This is a genomic window from Truepera sp. (assembly GCA_032027045.1).
Lineage (GTDB): Bacteria > Deinococcota > Deinococci > Deinococcales > Trueperaceae > JAAYYF01.
Map to the genome: position 1 here is coordinate 843,070 of JAVSMU010000001.1, position 12,245 is coordinate 855,314.

The 12,245-nt window shown below is 69.0% G+C and carries 10 protein-coding genes; 5 read left to right on the plus strand and 5 right to left on the minus strand.

Annotated features, from left to right (window positions below; genetic code table 11):
• Positions 1-6: 6 nt before the first annotated feature.
• Genes ROY82_03745 through ROY82_03755 form a run of 3 tightly spaced genes read right to left on the minus strand, consistent with a single transcriptional unit; the run spans position 7 to position 4,201 of the window.
• Positions 7-1,869, minus strand: a complete 1,863-nt coding sequence (locus ROY82_03745) for a DUF5693 family protein (GenBank protein ID MDT3681582.1) — start codon at positions 1,867-1,869, stop codon at positions 7-9.
• Positions 1,866-2,507: a uridine kinase gene (gene udk, locus ROY82_03750; protein MDT3681583.1), complete on the minus strand. Its 642-nt coding sequence runs from the start codon at positions 2,505-2,507 to the stop codon at positions 1,866-1,868. Before udk ends, ROY82_03745 begins: the two co-directional genes overlap by 4 nt.
• Entirely contained in the window at positions 2,504-4,201 is a 1,698-nt protein-coding gene (locus tag ROY82_03755; GenBank protein ID MDT3681584.1) for a CTP synthase, read from the minus strand. Before ROY82_03755 ends, udk begins: the two co-directional genes overlap by 4 nt.
• A 241-nt stretch (positions 4,202-4,442) precedes the next feature.
• Between ROY82_03755 and gmk the strand changes: the two genes are divergently transcribed.
• From gmk to ROY82_03775, 4 genes are all read left to right on the plus strand, one after another.
• Positions 4,443-5,126 carry a guanylate kinase gene (gene gmk / locus ROY82_03760; protein ID MDT3681585.1) on the plus strand — a complete coding sequence of 228 codons (684 nt, stop codon included), beginning with the start codon at positions 4,443-4,445 and terminating at the stop codon, positions 5,124-5,126.
• A gap of 121 nt (positions 5,127-5,247) precedes the next feature.
• On the plus strand, positions 5,248-5,553 hold the full coding sequence (locus tag ROY82_03765; protein ID MDT3681586.1) for a DNA-directed RNA polymerase subunit omega: 306 nt from the start codon (positions 5,248-5,250) through the stop codon (positions 5,551-5,553).
• Between the two features lie 105 nt (positions 5,554-5,658).
• Positions 5,659-6,117, plus strand: coding sequence for an arginine repressor (argR, locus tag ROY82_03770; GenBank protein MDT3681587.1), 459 nt, complete (start codon positions 5,659-5,661; stop codon positions 6,115-6,117).
• Positions 6,118-6,177: 60 nt separating this feature from the next.
• Positions 6,178-8,505: a tetratricopeptide repeat protein gene (locus ROY82_03775; GenBank protein ID MDT3681588.1), complete on the plus strand. Its 2,328-nt coding sequence runs from the start codon at positions 6,178-6,180 to the stop codon at positions 8,503-8,505.
• A gap of 34 nt (positions 8,506-8,539) precedes the next feature.
• Here ROY82_03775 and ROY82_03780 read toward each other — a convergent pair whose 3' ends face one another.
• Positions 8,540-9,895 (minus strand): TraB/GumN family protein, encoded by a 1,356-nt coding sequence (locus ROY82_03780; GenBank protein ID MDT3681589.1) that lies wholly within the window; start codon positions 9,893-9,895, stop codon positions 8,540-8,542.
• A gap of 156 nt (positions 9,896-10,051) precedes the next feature.
• Here ROY82_03780 and ROY82_03785 point away from each other — a divergent pair, with 156 nt between their 5' ends.
• Positions 10,052-11,869: a GAF domain-containing sensor histidine kinase gene (locus tag ROY82_03785; protein ID MDT3681590.1), complete on the plus strand. Its 1,818-nt coding sequence runs from the start codon at positions 10,052-10,054 to the stop codon at positions 11,867-11,869.
• 107 nt (positions 11,870-11,976) lie between these two features.
• On the opposite strand, the gene rpmE is transcribed toward ROY82_03785, so the two are convergent.
• A complete protein-coding gene (gene rpmE / locus ROY82_03790; GenBank protein ID MDT3681591.1) occupies positions 11,977-12,195 on the minus strand; it encodes a 50S ribosomal protein L31 in 219 nt (72 codons plus the stop codon).
• Between the last annotated feature and the right edge of the window lie 50 nt (positions 12,196-12,245).

Below are 12,245 nucleotides of genomic sequence, written 5' to 3' on the forward strand. Positions count from 1 at the left end.
GGGCACTCAAGCATGTGATAGATCGTCCTCGGCCCCTTGCAACCAGCGCCTCACGAGGCGCGTGAGGAGGGCAGCGAGTGGCGCGAGCACGGCGCCGATGACCAGCCCCACCAGCAGCGCCACGCCGGTGCGTTCGAGCGAGATGAGCAGCGGTGTGTGGTAGTGGCTGAACGAGTTGAGGATGCTGGCCTGCGCCACCACCCCCGCCGTGAGCAACGGGGCGCGCAACCACACTGGCCAGCCGGGCAGCGCCAGCGCCACCAGCGCCGCAGGGTGCCCGAGCAGCTCCTTGAAGCGAGGCCGCGCCACGAACTCTCCCAGCAGCGAGCGCAGCGTCAGCTCGAACTGGCTGACACCGATCACCGGGTCGTTGCCGCGGCGCAGCAGCACCAACCCGACGGCGGTTAGGGCGACGAGGCCCAAGGCCACGTGGCCGAACGTGAGGTTGGTGGTGAGCAGGCGCTTGATCCACACGACGGGCCGGTGCAGCCGCAACAGGTAGGCGGCCAGGAAGATGAGCGGGGGCGCAAGCAGAGTGAGGCCCACGCCCGAGAAGGGCCTGATGGCGAGCAGGGTCTCGCGCTCGCTGCCGACCGCCGCCAGCAGCAGCGCGCCGGCGAGGCTCACCGCGGTGGCCCCGAGGATGGCCGGCAAGCGCTCCTTGAACGTGAGGTACCCGAGCGCAGGGAAGACGAGGGCGGCGAGGAGCGCCAGCGCGTCCCACCTGGCGCCCGCGAAGAACAGACACGCCAGGAGCACCAGACCGAGCGCCACTGCGCCCCAGGGCGAGGGGAAGCGGCGCGCCAACAGGAGTGCGCCCGCGAGAACGCCTAGGGCCGCCAGGCCCCGCAGCCAGGCGTTGGTCCGGTAGGTGGTGCCCAGGCTCTCGAGCGGACCGACGTCGTAGCCGTGCGCCCGCAGGGCGGGGATCAGGGCAGACACCAGCTTCTCCGTGTTGGCGATCGGGTCGCCCAGTTCCACGGTCGTGTAGGGACGCAGGTAGAGCAGCCGCACGTTGCGCTCCTCGACTCCCAGCAAGTACTTCTCGACCAGGTCGCCGGGGCGCAGGCGGCGGTCCACGTAGTCCTGGTTGAAGCTGAGGAGCCTGACGGTGGGGACCTTGTTCGCTATCTCGGCCATGCCGTTCTGCGGGCTGCCCTCGATCACGGCCGTGTAGAAGCCCTGCGAGGCGGCGACGAGCTCGTCCAAGCCGAACGGCCACCCCGCGACCTGCGTGCCGGCGTGCACTATGTAGCTGGCCTCCGGGGGGAAGTCCGCACCCACGCCCACCAGGGAGTAGGGACCGTTGCGCGGCCTGTACGCCACGTCGAACCCGGCGCTCTTCCACAGGCGCACCTGGGCCTCGTCCGGACCGGCCGGTAGTGTCGGCTTGACACTACCTGGCCACAAGTACCAGGTGCGGCCGTTCAGTTCGAACGAGCGCGCGGGAGGCACGTTCTTGGCGATCAGGCGGTCGAGGGCCCCCGGCGCCAGCGCCGTCACCAGTGTCGCGTTCGACGGGATGGGCGGCGGCGCCTCGCCGGCAGCCACCAGTTGGGCCTTCAGCTCGGAGCCGAGCAGGGTTGCGGCGTAGCCCTTCGACGCCAGCGTCTCGATGGTGTCCTCGTAAAGCGCCACGCCGGGCAACCCTAACGCTTGATAGCGCCTCCCGAGCTCCAGGCTCGTGAGCCCGACCATGCTCCCCTGGACGGCCAGCGCCTGCTCGTCCATGACGACGGCGACCTGCTCGCGGCTGCCCTCGGCGGCCACCCTGCGTAGCCCTAGCACGGCGGCCGGGACCAGCGCCAGGAGAACCACCAGCCAGAGCGCCTGGTCGAGCCTCGAGCTCCTGAAACCGGTGGGGCTCAAGCCTCACCGCGCCGGCGCCGCCTGAGGTAGCCGTCGATGTGATCGAAAAGGACTTCGAGGGCGACGCGGTTCTTTCCGCCCTCCGGCAAGACGAGGTCGGCATACTGCTTCGTGGGCTCGACGAAGAGGTCATGCATGGGTTTCACCGTCCGGCGGTACTGATCGATGACCGCCTGAGCGCTGCGCCCGCGTTCGGCGACGTCGCGCTCCAGGCGCCGGATGAAGCGCTCGTCGGGCGGTGCATCGATGAACACCTTGAGCCCCATGCGTTCACGGAGGTGCTGGTCGTGGAGGACGAGGATCCCTTCGACGATGATGACAGGCGCGGGCTCCAACCTCACCGTCTCGGCCGCGCGGTCGTGGACCTGGAAGTCGTACACGGGCCGGGCAACGGCGTTGCCCGCTTTGAGCTGGTCTACGTGGCGCACCAGCAGCTCCGAATCGAAGGCGCTCGGCTCGTCGTAGTTGGTCAGCACGCGAGCCTCGAAAGGCAGGTCTCCCTGCGCGCGGTAATAGGCGTCCTGTGGGAGCAGCAGGGCGTTGCCGTCGCCGGCCGCCGCCAAGAGCGCCTTGGCGACCGTGGTCTTCCCCGAGCCGGTGCCCCCGGCGAGACCGATGACCAGCGGGCCGGCGCTCATCGGATGGCGCTGTTCGGGGTGGCGCTCGTTGCCGCACCGTGGTCGACGGCAGGCTCGCCGAGTGCCGAGGAGCGCTCGACGGCGGCCCTGATGAAGCCCGTGAAGGGCGGGCTCGGCCGCATCAGGCGCGACTTGAACTCGGGGTGCGACTGCAGGCCGAGGAAGAACGGGTGGCCCCTCAGCTCGATGGATTCGACGAGGCCGCGCCCACGGCCGGCCATCCCGGGAGTCACGCCGCCGACCACCAGCCCGGCGGCCACGAGGCGGTCGACGTACGCGGGGTTCACCTCGTAGCGGTGCCGGTGGCGTTCGTACACCGTCGGCAACTGGGCGCCCGACTCGGCGTAGAGGCGGCCAACCAGGCTGTCGGCGACTACCTCCATCGGCCAGCTGCCCAGTCGCATGGTGCCGCCCATGCCGGCCACTTCGAGCTGCTCCGGCATCAGGTCTATCACCGGCTCCGGCGTGTACTGGTCGAACTCGGTCGAGTTGGCGCCGGACAACCCGGCGACGTGGCGCGCGAACTCGATGACCGCGACCTGCATGCCGAGGCATATGCCCAGGTAGGGGACGAGCCGTTCACGTGCCACCCGGGCGGCACGAACCTTGCCCTCTATGCCCCTGACGCCGAAGCCGCCCGGCACCAGGATGCCGTCGAAGTCCGCCAGCCTCTCGACCTCGGCGTCGACCAGGTCCTCCGCGTTGACCCAGTGGATGTCCACGGCCGCGTGGTTCGCGGTGCCGGCGTGCTTGAGGGCTTCCATGAGGCTGAGGTAGGCGTCGGGCATGGCCACGTACTTGCCGACCACCGCGATGCTGACGTGCCTTTGAGGCTGGCGCAGCACGCGCACCGCCTCTTGCCAGGCGCGCAGCTCCGGCGTGACCTTCTCCAGGTGAAGCATCTCCTCGATGAAACGGCCGACGCCCTGCTGTTCGAGCATCTCGGGCACGGCGTAGACGTAGTCGGCGTCGTACGCGTTGAATACCGCGGCCTCCTCGACGTTCGAGAACAGCGCGATCTTGTGCCTCCCGCCCTCGGGCACCGCCTGCTGTGAGCGCAGGACCAGTGCATCGGGTTGGATGCCCACGCCGCGCAGCGTGGCGACCGAGTGCTGGGTCGGTTTCGTCTTGTGCTCCTCGCTGGTGCCGAGGTACGGCACGAGGGTCACGTGGATGTAGAGCGTGTTCTCGCGCCCCTGCTCGAAGCGGATCTGCCGGATGGCCTCGAGGAACGGCAGCGACTCGATGTCGCCCACCGTTCCGCCGACCTCCACCAAGACGAGTTCGGCGTCGGCGGCGTCGCCCGCCGCGAAGATGCGCCGCTTTATCTCGTCGGTCACGTGCGGAATGACCTGGACCGTCTGCGAGAGGTAGGCGCCGCGGCGCTCCTGCTCGATGACGCTCAGGTACACCTGCCCGGTGGTGACGTTGTTCTCGCGGCCGAGGTCGACGTCGAGGAAGCGCTCGTAGGTGCCGATGTCGAGGTCGGTCTCGGCGCCGTCGTCGGTGACGAAGACTTCGCCATGCTCGTAAGGCCGCATGGTCCCCGCGTCCACGTTCACGTACGGGTCTATCTTCACGGCCGTCACCCGGTAGCCGCGCGCACGGAGTAACGCCCCGATGCTCGAGGTCGTGATGCCCTTCCCAAGGCTGGAGACCACCCCACCGGTCACGAAGATGTACTTACGGTTCATGGCTCACCTTCTCGGGACTCAATGCTAGCATCCGTGCTGCTCGTGCCAGTCAGGGAAGAGGCGTCAGGGCCACGCATGGTAGAGTCGCGCCCGACCGCGTTTCGAGGCGCGGAGGCGCAGAAGCTCGAGGCGTAGGCGCTGGCGCTCGTGGCGCGGACGTGCTCAGGTGCGAGGCGCTTACGCTAACGTTCGATGCGATCGCGCTGACGGTGGACGTTCGTCGAGGAGGCTCCGGCTGCTGGTGAACCAGGACGAGAACGAGGTGGCCGAGCCACGCGCCGGTGGCGCGGCCGGCGGGCAACCGCCCGGGATACTCTTCGTGATGACCGGCGCTTCCGGCGTGGGGAAGGACACCATCCGGACCGCTGCCGCGCCCTTCTTGGCCAACGTGTACTACTCCATCTCGGCGACCACCCGCGGACGCCGCCCCGGAGAGGAGAACGGGGTCCAGTACTACTTCCTGACCAGGGAGGCCTTCGAGCGCATGATCGCCGAGAAGGCGCTGCTCGAGTACGCGGATTACGTGGGCGACTACTACGGCACGCCGGAGGCGGCCGTCCGCGAGGCCCTCGACCGGGGACAGGACGTGCTCTTGGAACTCGAGCTGGCCGGAGCGCGGCAGGTCAAGCAGCGGATGCCGGAAGCGGTCATGCTGTTCATCGTCCCACCCTCGCTGCAAGAGCTCGAGCGGCGCTTGAGGGGCCGCGGCACCGACAGCGAGGAGAAGATCCAGAAGCGGCTGGCGCGGGCCAGGGAAGAGATCCGTGCAGTGCGGGAGTTCGACTACTTCATAGTCAACGACGACTTGCCGCGGGCCGTCCTCGAGTTCGAGTCGGTGATCCGCGCTGAGCGGGCCCGAGCCAAGCGGGTGACCGACGAGCACATTGCGGAGTTCCTGCGCACCGGGTCGGCTACCGGCGGCTGACGCCCGACTCACCCCGCCGCTGCGTGGTTCGCGGTAACATCCGAGGTCGTCGCGGGCGCCGGCCGGCCCGTACCCGTGATTCTGAACGCCGCCGCGGCCCACGCCGCGCTTGGAGGACCCAATGGCTCAAGAAGGTTACGACAAACTCATCGCGCTCACCGACTCGCGTTACCGGCTATCGATGATCGTCGCCAGGCGCGCCGCGCAGCTCAAGATGGGGATCCCGACGGTGCTCGAGCCCGGGACGCTGTCCAACCTGGAGAACAGCGTGACGGTCGCCATGAAGGAACTCGAGACGGACGCGGGCATCAAGTGGGGCGACGACCTGCCCCCCGCAGAGGAGTTCAAGCGCCTCGTCGAGGTTCGCAGGCCCGACCCGATAAGCACTCTGAGCGCCACGCCGTTCGACGACGACGAGGAAGACTGAGGGCCGACGCCGCGCTCACGCCCGCCCGCCTTGCGCTCCTAGCGCTCCTAGCCAACTTCCCTTGTCCAGCGTCGGATATGTTGCCGGATGCTAGGATGATTATGCATGGCGAGCAAAGAATACCGTCAACGCCTCATCGCTGAACTGGTCGAGAACGAGTTCATCTCGACCCAAGCCGAGATAGCAGAGAGACTCGCTCAGAGCGGCATAAATGTCACGCAGGCGACCGTCAGCCGCGACGTGAGCGAGCTGCGGTTGGTGCGGGTCCCCTCCGGCCGCGGCCGCCATCGCTACAGCGCCACGCCGATGGTCATGCAAGTGGACGTCGAGCGTGAGCTGAGTGACCGCTTCCGGCTGTTCGTGCGGCACTTAGACCGCGGCGAGAACATCATCGTCATCAGCACCGACGAGGGTCACGCCTCGGGCGTGGCCTTCGTGATCGACAAGCTCGAGCGCGAGGAGATCGTCGGGACGCTCGCCGGGCAGAACGCCATCCTGGTCGTGGCGCGTACGGTCGCTGCCGCAGAGTCCCTCTTGGAAGGCTTCGAGCGCCTGCTCAACTGAGGCCTGGCCTGGTTCCCGGCTCATGGGGGCGTGCTAGCCTGGGGCACTCTGGAGGAACAGATGCCCCGTCCCAACCGACGTTTGTTGCATGCTTTATTCGCCGCCATCGCCGTGGCGGTCGCGCCATTCACCGCCGCCTCGGCGGCGTCCCTCGCGGTCCACCCCTTCGCGAGCGACGACCCGTTGCTCGGCATGGCCATATCCAGCGAGCTGGCCGCGTCGTTCGGCGGCATGGACGTCGTGATCGGCCCGGAGGTCGCGGCCGGCGCCGTCCCACCCGTCATGGCTAGTGGAGGCTTCATCGGCCTGACGCGCGTGATCGGCGCCGACCCGATGTACGGTCCCGCCGGTCCGGACCTGCTCCGGGGCGGTCTAGGAGTGGACGTCGCGGTGTCGGGCCGCGTGCTGGTGCTGGATGACAGCTACCGCCTGGAACTCGTGGTGGCGGGCCCGGGTGGCGTCACCAACGCCACGGTGGAAGAGCCGCACGGCAGACGTGATCGGATCGTTGCGCTGGCAGCGCGCGTGGTCGCCAAGGCGTTCGCCGGCCCTGTCTCTCCCACACCACCCGATTCGCCCCCCCTGGACGGGGCGTACGCGACCTACATGACGGCGCTCGTTTACGCCAGCGGCGGGCTGACCGATGACGCCGCCTCGCTATTGGCCAGCGTCCCCAGCGGTGAGCTGCCCGCGCGCGGCCTGCGCCTGGAGGAGGACCTCGTCGCCGCTGCCGACCTCGCGTCCGCGGACGACCTCGCCTCCACCACGCGCCGGCTGCGCAGGGCGCTCCTAAGCCTCGGAGTGGACTCTTTCGACGCCGACGCCTCGTACGGGGCGTTCCAAGCGATCGTCAACGACACGGGTCTGCCCGTCGCGGGAGCGTGGGCCGCGGTGCTGGCCGCCAGCGTCGGCGATTACGCCACCGCCGCGAGCGACCTGCAGACGGTAACGGCCACCGGCTCGTACGGCTACGGCCGGGCGCTAGATGCGTCGCTGGCGTGGGCGCAAGGCGACACCGATGCGGCGTTGGCCAAGGTCGACTCCGTGACGGAAGGTGCCGCCGCGCTGCTAGGCGCGTCCATCGTCGCTCAGATGGCGCAGGACCCCGCCCGCGAGACTGCCGCGTTGAACGCGCTCACTCGCGCAGCGCCGTTCCTGACGTACCCCTTCGAGCGTCTGTCCTTCCTCGCGTTCGACCGGGGCGACGCCCTGGCGGCGGCAGAGGCGCTACTGCCGGCCGTGGAGCTCGACCCCGAGTCCGACCTCTACTGGACCAACCTCGGCTGGGCGTACTACCTGCTCGGCTTCTTGGACCGAAGCGAGGAGGCCTCGAACCGAGCCGTGGAGCTCGACGCCAACCAGTACATCGCGCGCTACAACCTCGGCCTCGTGTACAGCGTGACGGGTCGACTGACGCAGGCCATCGAGGCGTACGACCGCGCCATCGGCCTCGACCCGGGCGTCGACGACGAGGCCGTTAAGGACCTGGAGAAGGCCGTGCAGGAACACCCCGGGGCCGTGGTGGCGGTCCACTACTCGCTCGGCTACCTCTACGACGCCGAGGGCCGCCGCGACGATGCCCGGAGGCAGCTCCGCACTTTCGTGCGCCTGGCCGGGGCGGCAGGGGACTACGCAGACTTCGTGAGCGCCGCGCGTGAGCGCTTGGTGGCGCTCGATGCGCCGCCCCCGCCCCTCGAGATCCTGGGCAAGGTGGTGCCCAGGCTGGGGGTCCGCGGCCCCGAAGCGGAGCCCTTCCACCCGGGCGACCGCGTGTTTCCCGTTTTCGAGGTGAGCACCCCGGGCGAGCAGCTCCCCAACAAGCTGAACGTCACCCTTACCCTCACCGACCCGGGCGGCAAGGCGACGGCGACGGCGAGCGGCGAGATCGTGGTGCCGAGTGGCGCCGTCGGCTACGTCATCGACTCGCTCGGCATAGACGTCCCGGAGGACGCCTCCGCCGGAACTTACACGCTGGCGGTCACGGTCGACGGCATCGACGGCACGCACGTCGAAGACTCGACCTCGCTCGAGGTGGACGGGCTCCCCGACACGCTGCGCCAACTCCTGAGCCGCGGCGTGGTGATGACGTCCCTGAGCACCTCCACCCCCCTCTACAGCGTCAAGGACCTCGGGGCGCCAGGACGGCTCGTCTCGAGCCTCCTGGAGGAACTGGCCTCCGGCGCCGCGGCCGCCGAGTCGGCGCTGCCGACGGTGACGGACGGCCGCTTCGCTGGACTCACGGGTGGGGAGCTGTTCAGCACGAGTACGGCCGAGGACGTGGAGGACTACCTCGCCTACTTGATCGCGAGCGGTGTCAGCGATTACCGCTTCGTCTTCGTCGACGGCTACGCTCAGTGGGCGCTGGACGGAGCTCCCACCAAGGAGTGACCCGACGGCCGGTGTAGGCCGCCCGGCGCTAGCCTCAGCCGGTGCCGAAGAGGCGGTGGAAGATGCGAAAGCCCGCTATGTAGGTGCCGGACGCGGAGCCCAAGGTCGTGAGGATGAAGACCAGGAGGACGCGCGCCGCACGGTTGCGCCACCAACCGGAGACCTTGGTGACGTCGTGCCTCAGCGCCTCGAAGTCGCCGACGTTGGGCCTCCTCAGCCATAACTCCGTACCGGCGGCGACGAAGCCCACGCCGATCAGCGGGTTGAGGGCCGTGAAGGGCGAGGCCGCGGCGGCCACCAGGATCGTGAGGGGGTGCGCGAGCGCTATCGTGGCGCCGACGGCGCTCAGCACCAGGTGGATGAGGGTCCAATCCGTCAGCAGCGTCAGGCCGACGTCGGCACTGCGCGAGAAGCCGACCACGAACCCGGCGACGATGATGGCTACGATCACCCAGGGAAGCGCCTTCGCGACCTTGCTGGGCGGCGGCACGGCCTCCAGGCGGGCGCTGGCATCGGCGGCGCCCGCCTCCGGCTCCCGCAGCCCGGCAGCGACGCCCTTGAGGTGACCCGCGCCCATCACGACGAGGACATCCTTGTGCCCCGGCCCCTGCTGGAGGAGCTTCGAGACCATGTACTCGTCGCGCTCGGCGATGAGCGGCCGGTAGATCTTTTCGCTCTTCGCCGCGAACTCGGTGAAGGTAGATTCGAGGATGTCGCCTTCCTTCAGGGCCTCGATGTCCTCCTCGGAGATCTTCTCGGTGCTGAACGCCGACGCTAGCAGGCCGCCGAACAGCGTGATCCTCTGCCACCAGGGCACGTTGGCGTATACGCGCCTCAGGGTCACCCCGATATCGCGATCGACCAGCAAGACGGGGAGATTCCTCTGCCCGGCTGCCTTGATGGCGGCCTTCATCTCCGCTCCGGGCTCCACCCCGAACTGCTCTGCCATCCGCTGCTGGAAGGCGGAAAGGGCGAGGTTGACGGCGAGCATCGCCGCCTTACCCTCCCGCAGGACCTTGAACAGGTCCATCTTGGAGTACGCGTCGGGATCGGTGAGTGCGCGGTAGCGACCCGCGTCGAGCTCGATGGCGACGGCGTCGAACCGGCCCCCCTCGATCATGTCCGTGACGGCGGCGGCGCTGGACTTCGAGACGTGAGCCGTGCCCAACAGCGTGTAGCGCACGCCCCCTTGCGTCACGAAATCAAGCGGCTGGTCGCCCGCCAGCGCACGTAACTCGGCCTCGGTGGGCGGCTCGGTGGCCGGGCCGGCTCCGGCCGTGGCCCCGGGCGTTCCGCCGGGCACTTCGCCGGCCCGTTCGTCCGCCCCGTCGCCCCCGGCGGAGGAGGTCGTCTCGGGAGCGTCGTCGGCGGCGCTAGACTCATCTCGCATGCCCGAAGTCTACCCTCAGGCGGCCGTTCCCGCCGCGGGGCTACCCGCAGCGCAGGCGGACCGCCCCGACTAGAATCGGGGCATGAGATCGCTCCCCCGCGAACGAGCCGCCCCCTCCACTTCGGCAGTCACATGAACGGTGGCATGGAGGGACCATTGCGAAAACCCAACGGGAGCCTGTCGGGGCAGGTGCGGCTGGCCCGGCTGTGGTTGCCGTTGGCGATCGTGGGCGTGGTGATCGTCTACCAACTGGCGGTGTTACCCCGGGGCGGGCCGACGTTCCGGTTCTGGGCACCGCTGCTCTTCTACGGCGTCCTGGGACCACTCGCCACGTACGTGACCCTCAACTGGATAGCCCGGGGAGCGCGGGAGCGCGAACGCGCTCAGGCCGACCTGGCGCGCCTCTACGAAGAGCTCAGGGCGAGCCACGAGCTGCTAAGCGCCATCCAAGACGTCACGCTGCGCTACGCCGCCGCCCCGGACCTCGAGGGCACCATCGCCGTGGCCGCCCGGGGCGTCGCGAAAGTCACCGGCGCCGTGGCGGTGGGACTGGTGGTCGGCCCGGCCGAGTTCGGCGCCTCGCAAGGCGTGGGCCTCACACCCGTGTTGGAGGCGGACTCGTTGAGCCGCGATCGTCAGCTTCGAGCGAGCGCCGCGGAGGCCGACACCTTCGTGGAGGGCGAGTTCCACGGCGTGGCCGGCGAGCACCTGGTGGTCCTGAGCGCGCCCCTCTCGTGGGGCGGCAGGCCGGAGGGCTCCCTACACGCCTACTACGAGGCCGAGCCGGGCCCGAGCAGTCGGGAAGCCCTGGGCATCCTGGCGTCGCAGTTCGCGGCCGTGGCCGAGGCCACTCGGTTGCGCATGCGCGACCTGCTGACCCTCATCGAGGTCGACCGCCGACTGCGCGCCGAGGGCAACCTGGAGCGGCTGCTCGACGCCGTGCTCAAGGAGATCACCGCCCGGGTGGCGGCTCCGGCCGGCGGCGTGTTCCTGTTGGACGAGGAATCGCTGTTGCAGCTACGCGCCAGCACGGGCATCGACCGGACGGGTCCGCCGCCTTCGTGGAAGGTGGGGGAGGGCGTGGTGGGGCGCGTCGCGCTCCAGCGCGAACCCAGGATGATGGAGAGCCTGAGCGACGCGGAGCGCCGGGGCGCCGGACCGCTTCTGAAGGAGGCGGGCAGCGCCGTGGCCCTGCCCCTCACGAGCGACGACCGACTCCTGGGGGTCATCGTGCTCTCGCACCCGGAGGAGAACCACTTCGAGCGCAGCTCCATCCCGTTCCTAGGCCTCCTCGCCTCTCAGGTGAGCCTCGCCGTGAGCAACGCGGCGGCTTACCTTCACTCCGAGGAGCTCGCCATCGCGGAGGAGCGCGCGCGCATAGCGCGGGAGATCCACGACGGCGTCGCCCAGCTCCTCGCCTTCACGCTGTTGAAGCTCGGGCTGGCCGACAAGCTGATGTCGAAGAACCCGCAGAAGGCGGTAGAGGCGCTGGAGCAGGCACGCGAGACCGTCCGTGAGACCATCAAGGAGTTGAGACGCTCGATCTTCGCGTTGAGGCCGGTCGATCTGGAACGCTACGGTTTCGTCGAGACGGTGCGCCGCTACGTCCTCGATTTCGGGCAGCAGAACGATATCAAGGTGCACGTCACGATAGGCGACCTTCCGACGCTTTCCGTGAAGCAGGAGGCGGTGCTCTTCCGGATCTTCCAGGAAGCCATGCACAACGTGGCCAAACACGCGAAGGCCGGGGTCGTCGAGGTCGAGCTGGGCACCGCCGCCGACGGCATGGCGTTCGTAGCGGTCAGGGACGACGGCCAGGGCTTCGATCCGCAGGCCGTTGGCGACCGCGTCACCAGCGCCGGGGGCATCGGCCTCAAGCAGATGCGAGAGCGGGTCGAGGCCCGCGGTGGCCGCCTCGAAGTAGTCTCGGGCGCCGGCAACGGCACCACCATCTCGGCCGCCATACCGGGCTGATGATCCGGGGCGCGCGGCAGCACGAGAACGGGCGGCGCTCAAGCGATCTGCGCCGCCCTCGGGGCACGCTCCGGTGGTCGGGCGGCCCGCTGTTCTAGTGTCGGGTACTACTTGTTGGTGCGGCGGTAAGAGTCGCCGAAGCGCTTCTGGAACTTCTCGACCCGGCCCTCCGTGTCGATGAAACGCTGTTCACCGGTGTAGAACGGGTGGTTGCCCGACCACACGTCTACGTGCAGCTCCGGCTTCGTGCTGTAGGTCTCCATTACCACTTGACCGTCGCAGATGACCTTACAGGCCACCATCTTCGGGTGAATGTTCTTCCTCATCGCTAAATCCTCCACGGGCTCGGCCCGGTATCGTCAACCTTGTGATGTTA

Excerpts from the sequence above, each read along its gene's own strand:
- udk (MDT3681583.1), bottom strand. The coding sequence starts at position 2,507 with ATGAGCGCCGGCCCGCTGGTCATCGGTCTCGCCGGGGGCACCGGCTCG.
- ROY82_03775 (MDT3681588.1), top strand. The coding sequence starts at position 6,178 with ATGCCCCGTCCCAACCGACGTTTGTTGCATGCTTTATTCGCCGCCATC.
- rpmE (MDT3681591.1), bottom strand. The coding sequence starts at position 12,195 with ATGAGGAAGAACATTCACCCGAAGATGGTGGCCTGTAAGGTCATCTGC.
- ROY82_03755 (MDT3681584.1), bottom strand. The coding sequence starts at position 4,201 with ATGAACCGTAAGTACATCTTCGTGACCGGTGGGGTGGTCTCCAGCCTT.
- ROY82_03780 (MDT3681589.1), bottom strand. The coding sequence starts at position 9,895 with ATGCGAGATGAGTCTAGCGCCGCCGACGACGCTCCCGAGACGACCTCC.
- argR (MDT3681587.1), top strand. The coding sequence starts at position 5,659 with ATGGCGAGCAAAGAATACCGTCAACGCCTCATCGCTGAACTGGTCGAG.
- ROY82_03765 (MDT3681586.1), top strand. The coding sequence starts at position 5,248 with ATGGCTCAAGAAGGTTACGACAAACTCATCGCGCTCACCGACTCGCGT.